The organism is Zavarzinella sp. (genome assembly GCA_041399155.1).
In the GTDB taxonomy this organism is placed as follows: Bacteria; Planctomycetota; Planctomycetia; order Gemmatales; family Gemmataceae; genus JAWKTI01.
Genome location: JAWKTI010000001.1, coordinates 1279339 through 1300307, shown reverse-complemented (window position 1 = coordinate 1300307; position 20969 = coordinate 1279339). Strand labels below are relative to the sequence as shown.

The window sequence follows — 20969 nt, the reverse complement described above, 5'->3', positions numbered from 1 at the left end:
AACAAATACTCATTTCTCCACAATTGGATGAAGGTCATGGAACGGATTAAAATACGCACAGAACAACGGAATCAGTTTGTCGAAATTACCCGTCAGGTCCAGGAATGTGCGGGGCGAAGTGGGGTTACCAACGGAATTTGCGTGGTTTATTCCTTGCATACTACGGCAGGGATCACCATCAACGAAAATGCCGATCCAGATGTTGTTCATGACATGCTGCTTTTTCTGAATCGGACGATTCCCCAGCATCAGCCAGGATTTCAACATGCGGAAGAAAACAGCGATTCCCACTTGAAGACAAGTTTTGTTGGTTCAAGTGCCACAATCATCGTTGACGATGGTATGTTGGAATTGGGTCGTTGGCAGGGGATTTACCTTTGTGAGTTCGATGGCCCTCGAACGAGAGAAGTTTTGGTACAAACAATTGGTGGTTATACGTAATCCTTCATCATCGTTGCTTTGGTAAAAATTCGATATTTCCAAACCAGAAGCCCCAGTATCAAAAAACCCAGCAGCGAAATCCAGCGGATCATACCTGCTTCAAAAATAACCGTTCCATTGAAAATGATGAATACCATGAAGATTTCAATGCGACAGTGCATCGTTTTATTGCGCAGAGCATAATTCCAGGGCCAGAATTGCCACCAGATTGCATCCACCAGCCATATCAACGAAAATGCGTAAGAGACAAATACTCCATGGCCGAAGCCACTTACTTCCTGAACGTGTTCCCACGCTGCTGTGTGTGACCAATCATGGATTTGATCGAATGCTACCAGAACGTGGTACAGAAAAGCACCTGCTCCGCAAAAATAGATTGCACGAGCCCAACCTTTCACTTGCAGCAATGAACAGCCAACCGCAATAAACCAGAGAATTACGGCAATTCTGGCGGTCTGACGTGTGTGGAAATCTGCGGAATTCTGGACTGGCCACCAGACTGGGGAAAAAGCAGAAATAATTTCCACCACCACGAGCGCGACGACGCAGAACACCAACTTGCTGAGAGAATTCCTTAACATAACACCATGAACCGGGACACTCTTTCTTTCATAAGGATACATGTTTGATGAACCGACGCACGCGAATAGTTGCGACATTGGGACCTGCTACCGATCGTCCAGATATGCTTCGAAAAATGCTGAAGGCGGGGGTTAATGTTGCCAGAATAAATTTTTCTCATGGCAGTGCGGCAGAACATCTGGCACGAATTGAGTTATTACGTTCCGTTTCAGCCAGCCTGGGACTTCATGTGGCTGTGTTAGCTGATTTGCCAGGCCCGAAACTTCGTGTATTGACTGAACAACCACTTGAGTTGATTGAAGGTGAGGAACTGGTGATCGATATTCGCGACCAGCCAGAATTATCCTACCTTCGCATTACGGAACCAGAAATATTACGCGAAACCCAAACTGGGCACCGTGTTTTGCTGGATGATGGTCGCCTGCAACTGGAAGTCACAGCAAACGATGGACAATTTGTTCGTAGTCGCATTATTGTCGGTGGGGTTTTGCTGCCCAATAAAGGGCTTAACCTTCCGGATACCAAATTAACCATCCCGGCACTGACGGATCGAGACCGGCAGGCACTGGCAATCGCAGCCCAGGCACAAGTAGACTGGTTGGCATTGTCGTTTGTAAGAAATGCAGCAGCAGCCTCGGAACTTCGTGAAGAAGCCGCATTGCATTCAATGAATGTACCGATTTTAGCCAAAATGGAGCGTCCTGAAGCAATTGAAAATGCTGCAGCAATTATTGCCGCATTCGATGGAATCATGGTGGCGCGTGGGGATCTTGGTGTAGAAATCCCTCTGGAACGAGTTCCCACCGTGCAAAAACAACTTATTTCACTGGCAAGAATTGCGGGCAAACCAGTGGTTACGGCTACAGACATGCTCGATTCGATGCGTGATAACCCTCGGCCTACCCGTGCGGAAGCAAGCGATGTGGCAAATGCCATTTACGATGGCACTGATGCAATTATGCTTTCTGGCGAAACCGCTGTGGGAAAACATCCCCATCTGGCTGTCGAGTGCATGTCCCAGATTGCCATCGAAGCTGAAAAACATTTGAAAGACGGCGGCGATCCCGTTGCAAGTTTGAAATTGCAGGACCATTCGATTGATGATCATGTCACAGAGCTCGTAGTGACTCTGGCAGAAAGAGTAAAGGCTGATGCGATCATTACCCCCACCCTCAGTGGGAGAACAGCCCGCTTGTTGGCACGGCATCGACCCAATTGCACCGTCATTGCACCTGCACCCAGTGAGCAGATCTTGCGACAAATGGCGATTGTTTGGGGCCTTGAACCAGTTCTCATGGATTATTGCCGTCGGATTGGCGATGACCGCATCAGTGGTGCAGTAGAATCTGCTTTTGAAGCGGGAAAAATTGAAGCTGGCCAACTGGTAGTTGTTCTTGCTGGCCACCCTGTCGAAGGAGGGGAATACGTCCCCACGATTCGATTAACCCGCGTCAATCAGCGCGGGCAGGCAATCGAGCCAGAAGTGATTCCAGATAATTAAGAATCTATCACTAATTAGAATCCACTCACACTCTTTTACTCCCAACTACGTTCTCGTAATCTGTGAGTACAAGATATTTCTGGTTCATTTCCAAAGAGGATTTTCCATGCCACTTTTCGATTATCGGTGCGATAGTTGTTCCCATCAATTCGAAGTTCTCGTTCGAAATTCAAACAGTTCCGAAGAGATTCATTGTGAAGAATGTGGGAGTGAACAAGTTCACCGCCTATTGAGTTTACCTGCAGCTCCATTACAAGCCACGACAGGTGGTTCCGGCGGTCCCTGTGGTCAAGGTCCCCCATGTGGGGCACCCTGGTGCCAAAGACCGGGTTGAAGACTAGTCAATAATGAGAATATTTTTTTGATGCACCCAACCAGTTTCATTCAAGTTCGTTCGAACTTGTACCCACTCCCCACGCTGGTGAATAAGGGACATTTCGGCACCAATTTGCAAGTTGCCCTCATTGATTTTTGGGAATTCATCCCCATTGCCAGTGCGAAGCGGAATTTCACTTTTTACCACGACAGCAGGTGGTTCCCAATAGGCTTTAGCACGAATGAAAATATACTCATGCAGCAATATGGCAATTAAGTAACATATTCCCAGTCCAACCCAGGCACCAAACAAGATGGGGTTGCGACGGTACCACCATCTCCAGACCAGAAAAGCCATCGTGATTGGAATAACAAACTGCAACCAGCGCAAGCGGGGATACCACATCTGAAATACAATGAGTATTTCTTCATTTTTAACGGTATTGTTGGTACCAAGTCTACTTCGATAAGAACACAGTGCGGCCCACAATTCAGCTGAAAGTGGAAATTTTCTCAGGCCAGATCGATAGGCCCGAATCGCTTCTGCAGGTTGATTGAGCATGCGGTGTGAATCGCCCCAACGAAGTGCTACGTGGGTACTAGGTTTTTTGGAGAAAATTTCCGCATAGAATTGTGCGGCAACCTGAAAATGACCTTTCGCAACACAAGTTTGATGAGCGTTTTCTAATCCTTTGACAAAATTATCATCTGCAACCTGCAATTTTTCGTCAGCAAATGAAAAATTGGGTATCACTAACAGGCAGAAAAGCAGCTGCACCACAAACTCGCCAGGAAATAAGTTCTTCTTTTCCATGGTAGAAAATCAGGCATCATCGAAATTAAAATCGATGATATTTACTGGGATCATCTTAATTTCGCGGTGAATTCCGGAACGCGCTGGATTGCGGAAGTGCACCGGGAATGCTGGTTCAGGATGCTCTACGGAAGGTGGAGGAATCGTTCCTGGTGCTGGCGCTATCGCCACACGATACCACCCGCTGACAATATTGTCATTATTTACAGATTCCAGGGAATAACTTCCGTCCTCATGGATCACACTCTTACACGAAGGTCCGTTGGTACCACGGTCAGGATCAGGTGAAAATATGATCATTCCTCCTGCAAGTGGTTCACCACGGAAGTAAACCTTACCTTTAACTGCTACGGGTTCGTTGCTTCCCGCCCCGCAACCAAGGAGTGGACAGAAGACTACCAATCCCAGCAAACGAAGGATTTTGGATACTATTATGGTCATTGCGTTAATTCTGGAAACGTAAGAAAACCAGAGTAAATCGGTAAATTAGGTAAATAAGCTTTATCCCGAACTGCGTAAGAATTACAAAAGCGGAAAAAACATTGCAAGGGTTCGGATTGACGGCATTCTAACGATGGGGTATTCAGGGTTGATTAGCACGATAACAGCGGCTGCGGTAAAGTTGGTCGTTGTTGCCCCGCTATTCGGGCGGGTACCCAATACCGAAACAATTAGGAGAATGCAGGTGAAACGGATTTTCACTCAATTTGCCATGATGGCTGTCGTTTGTGCCGGAGTTTTGGTTAGCACCCAGGTGGTGACCGCCCAGGAAACACGATCACAAAAGATTTACATCGTCAATATCCCCAAAATCTTAAAAGAGTATAACAGAGCGGGCAACCTTGGCTTACAAGTTACCAAGGTCCGAGAAAGTTATGTCGTAAAGATGAATCCTTTACGAGAAAAACTTGCCGAAAAGAATGCCGAGTTTCAGAAGACAGTTGACCCAGAAAAGAAAAAGCTGATGCAACAGGAAGCTGTCCAGATCCAACGGGAATTAGAAGACCTGGAACGTCGTGCTCAAGCAGAACTGGCTGAAAATTCAGACAAAGTGATTGTTCAGATCTATCTGGAAGTCAAAGGTGCGATTACCGATATTGCCAAAGCCAATGGCATCGACATGATTATTGGGTACCCCGCATCATCCAATCCAGCCGATGAAAATCGCCCGGAAATTGCCCGACTGATGCTTCAGACACCTGCAATGATTCCGTTTTATCATGACCGAATGGACCTGACCGACATGGTAATTACGTTTTTGAACAAAAAATATCCTGAAGCAAAACCGGAACTGCCGAAAGTGTCTACTCCCACACCGGGTGCTAGTGGCGGGAAATAATTTAGATCTTAGGTAATTTGGGTAAACTTTTAATTTGGGTAAAGTCGATAATTCTGCGAGACAATCGCCTTTTCCCTTGGTACGATGAAAAATAATAAGTGATGGCATCCCTGCAAGCAATATTGTCGGAACAATCAGCACCAAATGGTGTGATGCCATCCCTAAAATCAGGTCGACGCCAGCGAACTCTGCAATCAGTTGCAAAGGTTGTTGGCGTTGGTATGGTTACTGGCGTGCCAACAACTCTCAGTCTGCTGCCCGCCCCGGAGCATACAGGATTGTTGTTTCGCAGGTCTGACCTGCCTGGTTTACCCACCATCCAGGCGCGGGTTTCCTCTGTTCTGGACACCACGCGCCGAACAACACTGGGAGTTGGACAAACTCGCGTAACACTGGTTGAGCACGTTCTTGCAGCTTTGGCTGGCCTACAAGTGGATAACTGCATCATCGAACTGAATGCGGAAGAACCACCTGGCCTGGATGGCTCCTCTGAAGGTTACGTACACGCCTTGTTGCAGGCTGGGGTGTCTGAACAGCAGACATTCAAGCCGTTACTGGAGTTGAACCACCCCATATCGGTACAGCAAAATGGTGCTTCGCTTACCTTGTATCCTCGTCAGGGAAAAGGGTTGGCTATCAGTTATCTGTTGGATTATGGCGTAGACTCGCCTATTACCGCCCAGTCTCACACGGAAGTGCTTACACCGGAATCGTTTCAGAAAGATATCGCTCACTGTCGAACATTTGTTCTCGAACGAGAGGCATTAGAATTACAACGACAGGGAGTCGGCAGACATTTGAAAGCTTCGGAATTGCTGGTATTTGGCGAACAAGGTTTGATCGACAATACCCTGCGATTTCCAAATGAACCCGCACGGCACAAGATTCTCGACATCGTTGGGGATCTGTCGCTATGTGGATTTGATATTTCTGGTCATGTGGTTGCCTATCGATCCGGCCACCCCATGAACATTGAACTGGCGAAAGCCTTAACGCGGATCGTAGACCATTAACTGTCCGGGGAACTGGCCATCAAGGAAGATGCGTTCTTCAGGTACGCTGCCGGAGATACTCAACTTATGACACAGATTCGTATGGCCGTAATCGGTGTAGGTCACCTGGGCAAGGAACACGCCCGAGTACTTTCATCGATGCCGGATGTCAAACTGGTTGGCGTGGTGGATGTTGATATTCAGCACGCTCGTGTGATTGCCGAACGTTGTTCAAATAAGGAAAACAGCGTTCAGGCGTTTGATAATCACGAGCCTCTCCTCGATCAAGTTGATGCAGTATCAATTGCGGCACCAACACTTTACCACCACAAAATCGCACGCGCTTTTTTAAAGAGGTCGGTTCCGGTATTGGTGGAAAAGCCGATTACTACAACTTTGGCCCAGGCACAGGAACTGGTTGAAATTGCACGCGCAAACGATACCCCACTGCAGGTGGGGCATATTGAACGCTACAACCCAGCTTTTCTTGAACTGATCCGACGCCCCATCACGCCAAAGCTGATCGAAAGTGAGAGACACGGCCCTTTTACGGGTAGATCAACCGATATTGGTGTGGTTCTGGATCTGATGATCCACGACCTGGATCTGATCCTCTCTTTAGTGCGTAGCCCTGCCACAAACGTTTATGCGGCTGGTATATCCGTGTTTGGAGGCCACGAAGACATCGTCAATGCCCGGATTAGCTTTGCAAATGGTTGTATGGCCAACATTACTGCCAGCCGGGTCAGTCCAGTTCCAAAGCGAAAACTACGCATCTGGGCTCCTGAAGGTTATGCGGGGATCGATTTTGTCGAGAAACGGCTGAATCTTGTGCAGCCTTCAGACGAAGTTCGTCGGCATGGCTTGAGCAATCTTCATCTGGACCGTTCGCGTCGTGAACAGTTGAAAGCCGATGTCTTTGGCAAGCACATGGAACACCTGGAGCTTTTTTGCGAAGCTCCCCACGATCAATTGACAGCCGAACTGTCTGACTTCGTCGCGTGCGTACGTGAAAATCGTGAAACACGTGTGACTGGTCAGGATGGACTGGATGCCCTTTCGCTTGCGGATCGAATTCTGGCAAGTGTGCAACGCCACCCCTGGAATGGTGTCGAAGATGGCCCTGTTGGTCCAAAAGAAATGCCCGCACCCAAAGGCAAATTGTTCGAAAGTGAATACGAAGAAGGTCGGGAAGCAGCCTGATCCTTCTCGAAGACATACCCCTTTTTCTGACTTTTCTTGAATTACCTCTCATTTATTTTCAATCACTTTTCATCTTCCAGCATTAACTTCACTGTTGGTTGTTCATGCAAGCATCATAATGTAAGTACGTTCAAAAAATGAGAGAAAAATGATGATCGAACATTCATCATCATTACATCTGAAATACATCAAATCTACACCACACTCTTCTAGTTTTTATTTTGTAGTTACTATTAGGGAGTGCAATGAGATACGTTTGTAGTTTGATGTTGTTGAGCACATTTTTATTGATTGGCTGTGGCGAAAAAACACCTACCATGCCACAAACTTTAACAGAAGAACAGCTTCGCGAACAGGCTGAAGCAGAAAAAAGGGTTCAAAACGAAGAATCGAACCGTCCTCAGGAAAGTCCCACAAAATCACCCGAACAGCGAGCGAACGAAGAAGAGATGCTTCGAGATCGTCGCTAACTTTTCATTATTTTTTAGTTACTAGACAAAACAAGGATCTGAAATGAACAAGAGAAATGGTTTTACACTGATCGAATTATTGGTGGTAATTGCCATCATCGCCATTCTGATTGGCTTATTGCTGCCTGCCGTGCAAAAAGTGCGGGAAGCAGCCAACCGTACACAATGCCAGAATAACCTGAAACAGATTGGGATTGCTGGTCATGCATTTCACGATGCCAACAGCTATTTCCCCCATGCAGGTTCTGATGGCCCAAACATCACCTGTTGTAATGCGACCACCCGTGTTGGCTGGAGCTGGGCATATTACCTGCTGCCTTACATTGAACAACAGAACGTTTACGATAATCCCAGCGATTCAATCGTGGCCGCCACCCCGATCAAAACCTATTTCTGCCCGTCTCGTCGTAGGCCTACCGCTTATTCGGGTACCACACGAAATGACTACGCCGGTAACGGCGGTAGCACCTTTGGCAACATCGGACGCGATGGGATGATGGTGCGTCAATGGTCTAGTACAAGCACTTCCAACCCTGTTGACCTTGCAGTGAATCAGTTTCGCAGGATGGCCGATGTCATTGACGGCACTTCCAACACAATTTATGTTGGTGAAAAACAAGTCCACCCGACAACACTCGGTACTGCTGGTGGCGATAACGAACGTTACAACAACGCTGGCTGGGATGAGTGCGTTGTCCGCTTTGGCTCCACGGACTGGGCAGGGAATCAAGGTGGCCTGCAAGCAGACTCCTTGCACCCGAATTCTTCTGCTGCAACCTTCTGGTCACGCAGGTTTGGATCTTCTCACACGGGTGGTGCCAATTTCGCTTTTGCTGATGGCTCTGTACGATTTATCCGTGGCAGCATTAATCCCACCGAATTCTTCCGTGCGTGTGTCATCAACGATGGCCAAGTGCTGACGTTAGATTAATTAATTTTTCTTCATCTTCGGAAGCGGCTTGGTTATTTCTTCCGGCCGTGCATTGCGATATTGTTCAAGTTGCCCAGCTAACTGCATTTTGATCGCTTTTTCAGCTGTGGTTAACTCATTGTCTTTGATTGCATTCTGCTCCAGCGGATCGGATTTCAGCCTAAAAAGCCTACCATCCTGATAAACTTTGTAGTCTTTCGTGCCCACAAACTCTACCTGGGCATTCTTGCCACCGTTCCGTGCGTACCAACAGTACCACCAGGTGCGGTCTTTTCCCGGCTTTCCAATTAACTGGTGTGCAAAACTCATCCCGTCGAGGCCTTCAGGAACTTTCAGCCCGGCAATTTCCAACATCGTGGGAAAGAAGTCGCAACTACAAACAATCTGATCCTGAACTCCCGACGCGATAACGCCTGGCCAGGATACGACGCACGGCACATGTGTTCCAGCGGCTGTGCCTTTTCCTTTGCCACCTTGATAGGGCTTGCCATTGAACATTGTCGTTATTGTCGGGTGGGTACCATTATCACCAATGAAGATGATCAGCGTGTTTTTTTCTTTGCCAGTCTCTTTGATTGATTTCACCAGATTACCCACCAATTTGTCCATGTAGGAAACCATGTATGAAAAGTTTTTCACATTTCGATTAACACTTTCTCCCACCGCTTTTGGATCCCACTTAGGCGAATCGGGGGTGGGTTGAAAAGGGTCATGGGTCAGTACCATTGGGTAATAGAGCATAAATGGTTTGTCTTTACTCGATCGAACGAAATCGCAGGCAAATTTATTGATCAGATCAGGGCCGTACTCGCCATTAGAAAAATCCAGTGCTTTTCCATTCCATTCGAGACCTGGATTAGCGTAACGTGGCGGTCTGCGGGTGTGTTGCCAAAGATAGGACTCTTCAAAACCCAGTTTTTGTGGAAGATCCTTCCCCTGCCCTAATTGCCACTTACCCGCAATCGCCGTGCGATAGCCATTTTTCTGAAAGTGGTGTGCAAACGTTGTCGATTTCGGATCTAAGTAGCCAAACTGTCGATAGTTACGCACGTTCCACAATCCGGTCATCAATTGCACTCTGGTAGGAGTACATAACGGTTGCACATGGCAATTCGTGTACCTGTTGCCACTTTTTGCCAGTTGATCCAGGTTCGGTGTTCGGTATTCACCACCATTCACACCTAAACATTCATACCCCAAGTCATCAGCCATGATCAGCACAATGTTTGGCTTTTCTGCATTCAGTGCAGGGTGACAAAAAAATAAAAGTACCAGCAACAAGCGGATTGACATCAATCGTTCTCGGATGAAATATATAGGGACGAGTTTAACATGCTACAAGCAACTTCGCAACCAGCCAGGAAGTGGGGTTGTATTTTTTACCACTTCGATTTATTCCAGCGGTTGCTGAAACCCGCATGGAAGCGGTTCCGGATGTATCCAATCCTGTTGAAATCGTTGCTTGTTGTGCTGCTCCTTGGCAGCACCGGTTGCCTGTCGTGGTGGAAACGCACGACGAAACAGGCCCCGCTGCCACAGGTGGAATTGCCACAACCAAAGACTTCGCAGGACTTTACATCGAATCCTTCTGGCAGTATGGACAATCCCGTCGCCATGATTCCCCCACCACCTGCCATGGATATCCCACGGTGGGACAGTAGAGCAGCCACAACTATTGTCAAAGGATCATCTGAAGATCAGAATGGATACGAAATTCGTGCGAAAGAACCTGAAAAGGTAGTTCAAACAGGTTTTGATGCAGGCAAGGTCAACCCACTTCGTGAAGAGCCCAATACTGTTTCTGTGGGTAAGGAAGTGCACACTTTGGTACAGCGGGCATCAGTCAGACACGAAAAGCTGGAAGCATATGAGACAATTCTCACAAGAAGAGAAGTGGTGCATGGCGAATCCCGACCAGAAGAAGTCATTCAATACCGCTACAGACGGACTCCAAAAAGTATTGCCATGAAGTGGATCGGGCTGGAATATCAAGGGCGGGAGTTGCTATTTTCAGAAAGTCCCAACGCCCAGGTACACCTGATGACGGGCAGAGGCGAAGGCTTGTTGATCCCTGCTGGCAAAAAAACACGGCTATCGCCAGATGATCCCCGAATTCAAAAGAATGCCCGGTATGATTTTCGCTTCAGTGCACTCGGGCGGACAATTGCGACGATGCAGGCAAAACTGTCTCGCGAGAATGCAGATCCCCAGTGGCAACAGAAATATCGTTATATCGGACCTGTCAGCCGTGTGGAACAGCGTCAGGGGTTGGTGGGTGTTGAAGAGCTGATTTTTCCGGGTGAAGAGCCATTATTGCCGCAGGGTGGGAAACGAACAATTCTCTTTGATCAACTTCAAGGAAGTGATTCCATCGATTTTCCTGTGCTGATTTATGCAGTTGATCGCAATGGAAGGGAAGTCGAATACTACTGGTTTAAAAATGTAAAACCGAGAAAGTTTGGTGATGAAGATTTCGATCCCATAGGTTTGGGACGTTCGAAATAGATTTGATGAAAGCTATTCCGATCAAACAGCAAAAGAATTACTTGCAATTTTTAATCAAAAGAAGTGATAATAGCGACGACTGGATTTGAACCAGTGACCCGACGCTTATGAAGCGTCTGCTCTAACCCCTGAGCTACGTCGCCAAGAAATATTTTCATACAGCCAGATGCCGTAATTGACAAGTGCTAAACCGCAAAGGTTCGCCAGAAAACGGACCATCGCATCCTCAAATTATTGTACAGGTGTTTATGCAGGGCATTACCCGAGATCGTACCAAAAAATATGCTTTTGATTGGCGGGAACCACCAGAATTACACGTAGCGCCTGGTGAGAAATTCTTCATTGAAACGTGGGATGCCAGCGGGGGCTATTTTCAGAGCGAATCGGATTTGGCGATTCCTGGCTTGCGACCTGGTTTTGACCGCACCCCGCCACTGGTGAATCCTATTGCAGGTCCAGTCTTTGTGGAAGGAGTCTCGTCAGGTGAGAATATCGCAGTCACCATTCATTCCATTGAAGTGGGTGATTTTTCATGGGTTGCTGTGGGGCCTGGCCGAGGGCCGCTGGGTGATTCGCAGAAATTTCCAGATTGCTCGAAATCCTACACCACAAAAATATTTCGCCATCAGAAAGGGCCCAGCGGAACTTATTCCGATGGCAGCCTGCCATTCAGCCCCACTATTTCGTGGCCGATCACGCCGTTTGTAGGCACAATCGGCGTCGCACCTGATCGAGAAGTGACGACCAGCAACGATGGACAGGGAGAATGGGGCGGGAATCTCGATGTGCGGGATGTAGCTGCGGGAAATCGAATCATACTACCAGTATTTCATGCTGGTGCCCTGCTCTCTCTGGGAGATGTTCATGCCAGCCAGGGTGATACCGAGTTCACAGGAACTGCAGCAGAGACTAACTCCAGAGTCGTGCTCTCTATTGAGAAATATCCAGGAACACGAGTTCCATTTATGCGGTTAGAAAAAGAAGCATCGATCGTCGCTTTATTTGCTTACCGACCTTTGGAAATTGCTGTCGAAAAGGCAACCTTGTTTCTGATAGAATGGTTAGTAAAGGATTATGGGTTCAGACCAGTTGATGCTTATTGTCTGGTAAGTACTTGTCCGGATTTTCGGATCAATGTTTACCAGATGTGTCGGATCGGCAAACTGAATTACGTTGCAGGTGCGGAAATCCCTAAACGCTACCTGACTGCGTAAACCCACCCGGAAAGGACATTTCCAACTAAATTTGTGAAAATGTTACCCATTTTGTGACAAGTTCATTTGCAATGGCACCGTTTTCGCAAATAAAATAACTGTGAAGTTTATTTGAGGGAATTATGAAACGCATTTTATTTTCCTTACTGGTGCTGGTACTCACCTCGGCCAGTTCTGTTCGTGGCGATGACATCAATACGATTTCGATACCCACACCACCTCCCGCAGTTCTGAATCGTCTGCCAGAATCGATTTCTGATCTGAAAGCATTTCAGGACCAGACCAGGATTATTCTGAAAAAAGTAATTCCTGCAACTGTCTGCCTGCAAGTAGGATCGGGTAGTGGCAGTGGGGTAATTGTTTCCAAAGATGGTTTAATTTTGACCGCAGCCCACGTCACTGGAGAGCCGGGAAAGAACATCACCATTGTGATGCCGGACGGTAAACGAGTCAAAGGTGTGTCGCTGGGGATTAATCGAAAGATCGATAGTGGCATGGCAAAAATAACCACTCCTGGCGAGTGGCCATTTATTGAACTGGCCGATCCCGATACAGTGAAAGTGGGTCAGTGGTGTATCGCTACGGGCCATCCAGGTGGCTACAGCAAAGGTCGCTCCCCAGTGGTACGTGTTGGAAGAATTGGAACAGTGAATAAGTTTATCGTTCAGACCGATTGCACACTTGTTGGTGGCGATTCGGGCGGACCGCTGTTCAACATGGAAGGAAAAATTATTGGTATCCACAGCCGGATTGGTGGTGGTATTGTCAATAACATCCATGTGCCATGTGGAACATTCAAAGAAACCTGGGATGAACTGGTTGCCGGCGACGCCATTGGTGAAGCACTGGCATGGTTAGGTGTTCGCAGCGGTGATTCGAAAGATAAATGTCTCCTGGGTGCAATTACTCCAGAATCGCCCGCAGAAAAAGCAGGCTTAAAACAAGGTGATGTTGTTCTAAAATTCGATGGCGCTGCCGTGAAACTCTACGAAGACATGATTAACCTCCTGAAAAAGAAACGACCCGGGCAATCTGCTAAGTTTCTGGTGTTACGTGAAGGCAAAGAGATTGAACTTACTGCCAAATTAGTCAAGCGCCCGGAATAACGAGTCTTTAACAAGTACTTTTTCGAACTTATAAATCAGGAGAGCAACCATGAAAAAAATCATCCTCATGGTGCTGATGGCTGGTTGGACAACCGCCTTATTTGCACAGTCCGATGGCCCACCAATTACGGTCAAATCGAACGATAAATTCATCGACCTTTTTCGGACCGTCGTCAAAGATCCATCTGTTTCCGTTTATCGTCTGCAGGTTGATGACAAAAATGTTGCCCTGGCAACTGCGGTAACCAAAGATGGTTATCTGGTTACCAAAGCCAGCGAACTTGGCGATGCGGTTAAATTAAATGTGATATCTGCCAAAGGTGAAAAACTTACCGGCCTGGTTACTGCCAAAGATGAAATTTATGACTTAGCATTAATCAAAATCAAAGCAAAAGACATTGTTCCCATTCAATTTGCCAAAAGTGAAGTGGGCCTGGTAGGCAATTGGGTTGCAGCTGTCAGTAATGGCGATAAACCGGCTGGCGTGGGTGTCATCAGCGTTGCCACCAGAGATCTACCCCCACCTTATGGGATGCGACGGACACCTACTGCAAACAGTGGTTTTCTGGGAATTCAGCTTAATGTTGAGGCACCGAATGCTCAAATTTCGAGCGTTACTCCTGATTCTGCCGCCGCCAAAGCGGGATTATTAGCTAACGACGTGATTTTGAAAGTAGATGCCACAAAAATTACCAATGGTGAGAGCCTTATTAATACGCTGCTCGGCACCAAAGCAGGGCAAACCATCGAGTTGACCATCGAACGCGAAACCAAAGTGCTGGTGTTGAAAGCAACCTTGGGTGCTCGACCTAAAGAATTGCTGCCGAAAGGGAAAAGCCGGGGTGATATCCAAAATTCAATGGGTAGCAAACTGAGTGAACGTCGAAATGGCTTTCCAATCATTCTGCAACACGACATTGTGATTGCTCCCGAAGATTGTGGTGGTCCGTTGGTAGATCTCGATGGCAACGTACTTGGAATCAACATCGCACGTGCCGGCAGGACGGAATCGTATGCCATTCCTTCTGAAACAGTGCAGAAATTGTTGCCTGATATGATCAAATCGAGTCAAACCACCTACGTAAACGAGGCTGTGGCTGAAGCTCAGGCAGCGGTAAAGGCAGCAGAAAATGCATTAAAAGATGCCGAATCTGCCCGCACTGCAGCCATGGAGAAATTAAAATCTGCTCAGAACTCGCTGGAAGAAGCGATGAAATTGAAAGCCAGTTTACCTTCAGGTGAAAAACAACCTACAGAAGATGGCCCGACACCCCGTCTCGTTCCAAAGAAGTAGTCCCCACCTCAAATTAGTGACTGACTAACTGTTTCCAAATTCTGTTCCGGGTATTTCACATACAGAAGAAATAATCCTGTAGCTGGCGCTGTGGGGCCCGCTTTATTTCGGTCCATACTGATGACTATTTCTTCCATGGCGTTCACCGGCCAGAATTTTCTGCCAATTCGAATCAATGTTCCTGCAATGGCACGCACCATGTTATAGAGAAAGCCATCCGCTTCCACCTCGATATGTACAAGATTATTAACTCGTTCCACCGCCACGTCGATAATGGTGCGTACGCTGCTGGTACGATTAGGCCAATTCGTTTCAAAACAACGAAAATCGTGCGTGCCAAGGATCGCCTTTAATGCTTTTCTCATTAATTCAATATCAAGAACAGTACGCACGCGGGTGCAGTGATTGCGAGTAAATGGGTTGCGGATATCCCCATCCTGGATGACATATCGGTAACGCTTCGATACTGCATCCTTGATTGCGTGAAAACTCAACGGCACTTCAACACAATCCCATACAACCACATCGTCCGGCAAGTTAAACCGGAATACTTTTAAGACGACCTCAGGCAATAGTTTAAGGGATGTCTGAAAATGCGCCACTTGACCAAGGGCATGCACTCCTGCATCAGTTCGCCCGCTTCCTACCATGTGGGGGCGGTGGCCGAGTAATTTAGTTATCGCCGTTTCTAATTGATCCTGAACCGTTCGGTGATCTGGCTGTGACTGCCAACCATGAAAATCTGTGCCATCGTAGCTGATTGATAACTTGTATTTATGCATTGAAATCAGGCGATATCAGCCCACAAGGCCCATCTGAATGAGTTTTTTGGCAATCTGCACAGCATTGCTGGCAGCACCTTTCCGCAGATTATCGGCTACGATCCAGAGATTCAGTGCATTGGGATTGCCTGGGTCATGTCGCACCCGGCCCACAAATGTGGCATCACTTCCGGTTGCCAGAAGTGGTTGAGGAAATTCGCCCCGCCATTCATCCAACAGCACCACACCTGGGGCAGCAGCCAAAATTTCCTTCGCTTTTTCCGCTGAGACAGGAGTAGAAAATTCAACATTGGCAGAAATACTGTGGCTGATTTTCACCGGCACCCGCACGCAGGTAGGTGAGATTTTCAGTTCGGGTTGATTTAGGATCTTACAGGTTTCTGCGATGACCTTGTTTTCCTCTTCGGTATATCCATTGGCATCCAAAGTCCAATCCAAGGTAATCACATTGCCCGCTAATTGTGCTTTATGAGACGTGGGAGCCGGCACTGGCTGGTTTTGAGCCCATGGTTCCACTTGAGCTTCAAAATCAGCCAAACCTTTCGCACCTTTCCCGGAAGAAGACTGATAAGTAGAAACTACCACCCGTTGGATTGGAGCGATCGCTCGCAGCGGATTTAAGGCAACCGTCAGTGGAATTGCAACGCAGTTCGGGTTAGCAATAATTCGCTTTGGGATATTTGCGAGTTCGTGGGAGTTTACTTCAGGCACCACCAATGGCACCTGGGGATCCATGCGCCAGGCAGAAGAATTATCGACAACAATTGCGCCTGCGGCGGCAGCAACAGGGCTGAATTCTTTGCTGACCGAACTGGGGGTGCTGGAAAGTACCAGATTGACATCGCGAAACTTTTCTGGTGAAATCGGTTCGATATGATATGTTTTGCCATTCCATTCGATCGATTTACCTGCACTTCGAGCAGAAGCAAGAAATATGATCGATTCAAATGGAATCTGGTATTCCAGAATAACGGAACGTATCAGTTCACCCACTGCACCAGTTGCACCCACCACCGCCAATCGGACTGCCACGTGAAATCCTCTAATTTTGAAAACTAACCAATTTTTATAGAGAATAATTCTAAACGTGCGATGTTCAGGTGGGGGAACAAAATTTAGGGAATCCTGCGAAAATAAGTAATTCCCAGAGTAACAGTCACCATTGCTGCCTGTAATCCAATGACCAACGGAACGCTGAGAGTATCTGCAATCGGTGCAAACAGAAGATTCCCAACCGGTACACCGGCACTCATCACGGATGCCCACCAGCCCATCACCCTCCCACGGTGGTGCTGGTCAACGCTCAAATGAACGGCAGATTGTCCTGTTGAAAAAAACAGAATCATCCCGAATCCCAGAATCATACACCCGAAACAGGCGAGCACCATCGTTTTGGAAAAACAGAGCCAAAGCAGACCAAAAGCAACAAAAACCAAACCAATCTGCAGAATCTTTCGGCGGCGGGCCTCATTTCCGAAGGATGCAGTTACCAGTGCGGCAACAAGTGCCCCTACTCCGACGCAACTGAGTAGTTGAGAATACAGTTCCTGCCCACCCTGGAGCACACGGTCTGCATATGCGGGCAGTAATGCAAGAATCGGCCAGCCAGAAACAGCTACCAGGCCAGCAACTACAATCAACCACTTGATCTGGGTGGGGATGACACCGGCTGCGACAGGAAATTCACGGTTATCAACCAAAGGAGGTGCTTCATGAGAAAATCTCATTAATGAAATTGCAAGCAGTACCGCCAGATAACTGGCAAAATTGAAGACAAAACAGGCACTGAAACCGATAGTGGTGATCAGGATTCCCGCAATTGCAGGCCCCAGAGCACGCGAGGCATTGAACATCAGCGAATTGAGCGAGATGGCGTTAATCAGATCGTCGCGATGAACCAGACGTGGGACCAATGCCAGTCTGGTCGGTAAATCGACCGCTTGCGCAACCCCATGAATCAACATCGCCACCAGCATCATTTGGACAGTCAACAGATTTTGCAGGTAACAAATCAGTAACAACAATGCCACTGCGGCAAAAATGATCTGCGTAATCGCAATCACAAGGCGTTGAGGAAAGCGATCGGCAATTTTGCCACCCAGAACCCCAAATAGCACAGTGGGACCAATCTGGGCAATAATCAAGAAGCCGGACCATCGTGCAAGGTGGGTCTGTTCGTACGCCAGAGACATCAGAGCGGTCATCTGGGTCCACGAACCAATCAGCGACAGAGTTTGCCCAGCAAAATATAGACGATAATTCGAATGTTTGAACGATCGAAAGGTTCGCATGATGTTAACATAGGAAAGATGGCATCAGCCAATGTCAGTAAGGAACCAGAATGGTGACCCAGAACTGGGTAGCATTGTCAATCGACTGAAATGCGCGGGCAACATCCAGCTTCAGTGTGCCACGTTCCAGAAAACTGAAAAACTCGACATTAAATTGAAAACTGAGGCCTGCAGCATGGGCGACTGGCCCCATTGAATGACCATCGACATAAATGTCGCCAATATCGTAAAACGGTGCCACATAAATACTTTCGACACGCACCACATTGTCTACGATATTCCAGTTCAGTCGGGGCACCACTGGCAGTCGCACTTCTACACTGCCTAACCACATACTGCTGCCTTGCCGTTCCGAGTTGTCGTAACCGCGAAACAGGACATTCCCACCTAACGAAAAAAATCGCCCATTCTGAGGGAATGCTACGCCGCCAAAAACTTTTGCAGCGACTTTCACATCTTCCCACCAGGAAATACCATCAAATGGTGACACCACCACGTTTGCCTGACCCCACGCCAGTCCAGAAACACGATTTTCACCGAATAGCGGTAATCCCATCGCAACATTGCCATCAATGGAGTAGCCATCGTCGGGGTTCCAGTAGGGCATCAATGTTTCTTTGCGGTAATGCAGCCCCACTGTGGTCAATGGGTCCACCGCTACACCCGACATATTTGGATTCCGAGGTGGAGGAAGAAAATCGTTCTGATAAGCGGCATAAATATCGACAAACTCCCGTGGGTACAGGTAAAGACTGGATGTCTGTTCGATGTTTTGACGAAGCCACACAGCTGCACGATCCGGCCGAAATTCTTCACGAGCAAGAAATCTTGTTAAGGATTTTTCAGCAAAAAAGCCAATTTCACTTTTCGGCCAAGGCTGGTGGAGCAACTGGCCATCTACGCCAATTGCTAAATCACCAAAATTCGGGCGATAACCAGTATAGATTCCACCTTTGAACTCTTCCAGCTTATAGGCACTGCCACGCACCCCCACAACGGAAGAACGAGTAAACCAACTTTCGCCGTAGGGAGTGCCAAATAACCATGGACCGTAAATCAGATTCCATTTGTCATAATCATTTGTTAAAGCACTTTCATCAAGAAACGTTGTAATCGGCCGTGGGCGATTTGCAACGGGGGTGTGCCAGCGATTATTCACAGGATCGGCATCTGGCACAATGAGATCAGGATCCACCATGATCTGGGCCGGCTTTTGTGGCAGTTCCAACTCAATGCGAACCCGTTTCTTGTCCAGAAATTCAATACCAGGTTGCTTAACTTCTTCACCAACGACAGCTTGCCCGCTTCCATCAGAAAATGTTCGATACTGCTGGGGAATACGAATTGGCACTTTGAGGGGATATGTTTCGTCATCAAAACTAATTCCAAGAATCGTATCTTCCGTAATTTCAGCACGTTGCGACAATTCCACTGTCACTGTTACTGGTCCATTTTCCGGTTGATCTGCTGCCTGATTCACTTGAACCTGGTCGACCGCCCAGTCGGTAACACCGGCCGTAGTCAGCCATTCAGCGAAGAAATTCTTCCACGATCTTCCAGTGTATTCCTCGAGCTCTTTTTGGAACTGAGCAACTGTAATCGTCTGAAAGTAGTACTTTTTGTAAATCCGCCGCAACAATTCATTAAATGCCATTTTGCCGATTCGTTCTTCAATCATCATCATGATTTTTGAACCACGATCATAGACTGAGGCAAACAGCCCCACCACGTTGCCGTATTTTTCCATCTGCTGCACCGCAGGCTGCAACCCACCATTACGGTGGACGTTGTAAAACTGGGTATAACGGTAGTTTTCCCGTTTAATTCCTGGCAGAAAGAAGATTTCCTGTGGATAATTCAACAGTTCGTTGTTTTTCCCTTCGAGTTCATCAAGAAAGCGGTGCGCAAGAAAAGTCACCATCGCTTCATCCATGAATGTTTCCCGATAACCATCCGTACCGATGACGTTGTAGAACCACTGGTGGCAGGTTTCGTGAGAAATCAGGTATTGCACATACTTTTCTGCAAGCTTGGGCATGGTAAACACCCGCTCATCAATCATAATCAGACCACAGCACTCATTACCATTCCAGCCAAAAAAAGTTTCTGCAATGGTCAGTTCTGCATAGGGATAGGGACCGATCCAACGTGCATAAGCCTCCAGGGCTTTTGCCGCCTGACCAACCAATACATTTGCGTAATGTTCGTGTTCTGGGAATGCAAGGCACTTCACTACTACCTTTTTGCCTGCGTTGTCGGCTTCCGTGCGGAATTCCTGATAACGTGCGGAAGTCATGAAGGAAAAGTCGCGTGCTACCACCGGCCCAATCGAAACCAGCTTGCCATCAACTGTACTCACTTCGTTGGCGATCGAGCCAGTGCAAGCGACTTTTTCATTTTCTGGCAACTGAATTTGAACCGTGAATTCGCCCGCTTCGTTATAAAAAGGTTGGTGCCAAGGAATAAATGGCGTGGGGGCCCAACCACCTTCTTCCAGATATTTTGCTACGACTGGATGCCAGTTACTGAGATAGGTAACTCCATCCCATTGTCCCCAACGCCCTTTCTTCTGTGGCAATTCGATCTGATATTCTAACGACAAAATGACTGTCTGCCCATCGGGCAGTGGCTCATCCAGTGCCACCATGAGTGCAGTAGCGAGTTGCTCATTCCACTGGTGCTTTAGCTCTTTACGAGTGGTCTGATCGTCAACCACATTGATTCGTTCAACTTTGCTTAATTGGAATGCAGGCTCTTTGAAAATTGCTTCTTTGCCAGGCACCCGAACAATTTCCAGCAACCTACCAAACTGTCGATACGCCTCTTCCGATTTTGGTGGGGCAAAATGAGAATGCACATTGAAAACAATTTCAGAAAGTGGCTTTCCTGTGCGATTTGTCCATGAAACCTGTTGAGCAACGTAGGCGCGGTGCCCAGCAACGTCCAGGTTGATTGCCAACTGGTATTTTGGTAACCATTTGGGTGGTTGCAAATCCGCGCCTGAAATTGGCAACGTCGCAAATAAACAGACTATGCCAACGATTCGCATGCATCCACCTGAAGCTTCCCTCTGATAAAATCGGTAATAGCCGAAAAAATCATTACTGAAGAGGCCAATTAATTGGAAAATTCGTCCTAATTGGCAAAAATAGGTATACCAGTGAAGCGGAAACAGCTGCACGCAGACAT

General features: G+C 47.5%; 19 protein-coding genes and 1 tRNA gene. 11 read left to right on the top strand and 9 right to left on the bottom strand.

Going from position 1 to position 20969, the window contains the following annotated elements; translation table 11 throughout:
• Window positions 1-36: 36 nt before the first annotated feature.
• The gene (locus R3B84_05485; protein ID MEZ6140005.1) at window positions 37-441 is read left to right on the top strand and encodes a secondary thiamine-phosphate synthase enzyme YjbQ; all 405 of its coding nucleotides are present in this window, start codon (window positions 37-39) and stop codon (window positions 439-441) included.
• Here the strand turns inward: R3B84_05485 and R3B84_05480 are convergent.
• The gene (locus R3B84_05480) at window positions 432-1022 is read right to left on the bottom strand and encodes a hypothetical protein (GenBank protein MEZ6140004.1); all 591 of its coding nucleotides are present in this window, start codon (window positions 1020-1022) and stop codon (window positions 432-434) included. The two genes, R3B84_05485 and R3B84_05480, sit on opposite strands and share 10 nt — an antisense overlap.
• A 47-nt stretch (window positions 1023-1069) precedes the next feature.
• Here R3B84_05480 and pyk point away from each other — a divergent pair, with 47 nt between their 5' ends.
• Window positions 1070-2524 carry a pyruvate kinase gene (gene pyk / locus R3B84_05475; GenBank protein MEZ6140003.1) on the top strand — a complete coding sequence of 485 codons (1455 nt, stop codon included), beginning with the start codon at window positions 1070-1072 and terminating at the stop codon, window positions 2522-2524.
• 337 nt (window positions 2525-2861) lie between these two features.
• Here the strand turns inward: pyk and R3B84_05470 are convergent, their stop codons facing one another.
• Complete coding sequence (locus R3B84_05470) at window positions 2862-3653, bottom strand: hypothetical protein (protein ID MEZ6140002.1); 792 nt, start codon at window positions 3651-3653, stop codon at window positions 2862-2864.
• A 9-nt stretch (window positions 3654-3662) separates the two neighbouring features.
• Window positions 3663-3953, bottom strand: coding sequence for a hypothetical protein (locus R3B84_05465; protein ID MEZ6140001.1), 291 nt, complete (start codon window positions 3951-3953; stop codon window positions 3663-3665).
• A gap of 385 nt (window positions 3954-4338) precedes the next feature.
• On the opposite strand from R3B84_05465, the gene R3B84_05460 reads away from it, so the two are divergent.
• The 5 genes from R3B84_05460 (at window position 4339) to R3B84_05440 (ending at window position 8588) form a co-directional block, all read left to right on the top strand.
• Window positions 4339-4992 carry an OmpH family outer membrane protein gene (locus R3B84_05460; GenBank protein ID MEZ6140000.1) on the top strand — a complete coding sequence of 218 codons (654 nt, stop codon included), beginning with the start codon at window positions 4339-4341 and terminating at the stop codon, window positions 4990-4992.
• Between the two features lie 101 nt (window positions 4993-5093).
• On the top strand, window positions 5094-6005 hold the full coding sequence (gene lpxC / locus R3B84_05455; protein MEZ6139999.1) for a UDP-3-O-acyl-N-acetylglucosamine deacetylase: 912 nt from the start codon (window positions 5094-5096) through the stop codon (window positions 6003-6005).
• Window positions 6006-6071: 66 nt separating this feature from the next.
• A complete protein-coding gene (locus R3B84_05450; GenBank protein MEZ6139998.1) occupies window positions 6072-7187 on the top strand; it encodes a Gfo/Idh/MocA family oxidoreductase in 1116 nt (371 codons plus the stop codon).
• 245 nt (window positions 7188-7432) lie between these two features.
• The gene (locus R3B84_05445) at window positions 7433-7657 is read left to right on the top strand and encodes a hypothetical protein (GenBank protein ID MEZ6139997.1); all 225 of its coding nucleotides are present in this window, start codon (window positions 7433-7435) and stop codon (window positions 7655-7657) included.
• A gap of 43 nt (window positions 7658-7700) precedes the next feature.
• Complete coding sequence (locus R3B84_05440) at window positions 7701-8588, top strand: DUF1559 domain-containing protein (protein ID MEZ6139996.1); 888 nt, start codon at window positions 7701-7703, stop codon at window positions 8586-8588.
• Here R3B84_05440 and R3B84_05435 read toward each other — a convergent pair whose 3' ends face one another.
• Entirely contained in the window at window positions 8589-9881 is a 1293-nt protein-coding gene (locus R3B84_05435; protein ID MEZ6139995.1) for a sulfatase-like hydrolase/transferase, read from the bottom strand.
• 39 nt (window positions 9882-9920) lie between these two features.
• Between R3B84_05435 and R3B84_05430 the strand changes: the two genes are divergently transcribed.
• Window positions 9921-11093: a DUF1571 domain-containing protein gene (locus R3B84_05430; GenBank protein MEZ6139994.1), complete on the top strand. Its 1173-nt coding sequence runs from the start codon at window positions 9921-9923 to the stop codon at window positions 11091-11093.
• 70 nt (window positions 11094-11163) lie between these two features.
• On the opposite strand, the gene R3B84_05425 is transcribed toward R3B84_05430, so the two are convergent.
• Window positions 11164-11236, bottom strand: a tRNA-Met gene (locus R3B84_05425).
• A 105-nt stretch (window positions 11237-11341) separates the two neighbouring features.
• Between R3B84_05425 and R3B84_05420 the strand changes: the two genes are divergently transcribed.
• The 3 genes from R3B84_05420 (at window position 11342) to R3B84_05410 (ending at window position 14707) form a co-directional block, all read left to right on the top strand.
• Window positions 11342-12307, top strand: coding sequence for an acetamidase/formamidase family protein (locus tag R3B84_05420; protein MEZ6139993.1), 966 nt, complete (start codon window positions 11342-11344; stop codon window positions 12305-12307).
• Between the two features lie 122 nt (window positions 12308-12429).
• A complete protein-coding gene (locus R3B84_05415) occupies window positions 12430-13413 on the top strand; it encodes a trypsin-like peptidase domain-containing protein (GenBank protein MEZ6139992.1) in 984 nt (327 codons plus the stop codon).
• A gap of 49 nt (window positions 13414-13462) precedes the next feature.
• Window positions 13463-14707 (top strand): PDZ domain-containing protein, encoded by a 1245-nt coding sequence (locus R3B84_05410; GenBank protein ID MEZ6139991.1) that lies wholly within the window; start codon window positions 13463-13465, stop codon window positions 14705-14707.
• Window positions 14708-14715: 8 nt separating this feature from the next.
• On the opposite strand, the gene truA is transcribed toward R3B84_05410, so the two are convergent.
• The 4 genes from truA to R3B84_05390 form a co-directional block, all read right to left on the bottom strand.
• Entirely contained in the window at window positions 14716-15489 is a 774-nt protein-coding gene (gene truA / locus R3B84_05405) for a tRNA pseudouridine(38-40) synthase TruA (GenBank protein ID MEZ6139990.1), read from the bottom strand.
• A 15-nt stretch (window positions 15490-15504) separates the two neighbouring features.
• Complete coding sequence (locus R3B84_05400; GenBank protein MEZ6139989.1) at window positions 15505-16521, bottom strand: aspartate-semialdehyde dehydrogenase; 1017 nt, start codon at window positions 16519-16521, stop codon at window positions 15505-15507.
• Window positions 16522-16604: 83 nt separating this feature from the next.
• Window positions 16605-17780 carry an MFS transporter gene (locus R3B84_05395; GenBank protein ID MEZ6139988.1) on the bottom strand — a complete coding sequence of 392 codons (1176 nt, stop codon included), beginning with the start codon at window positions 17778-17780 and terminating at the stop codon, window positions 16605-16607.
• Window positions 17781-17814: 34 nt separating this feature from the next.
• Window positions 17815-20829, bottom strand: a complete 3015-nt coding sequence (locus R3B84_05390) for a M1 family aminopeptidase (GenBank protein ID MEZ6139987.1) — start codon at window positions 20827-20829, stop codon at window positions 17815-17817.
• Between the last annotated feature and the right edge of the window lie 140 nt (window positions 20830-20969).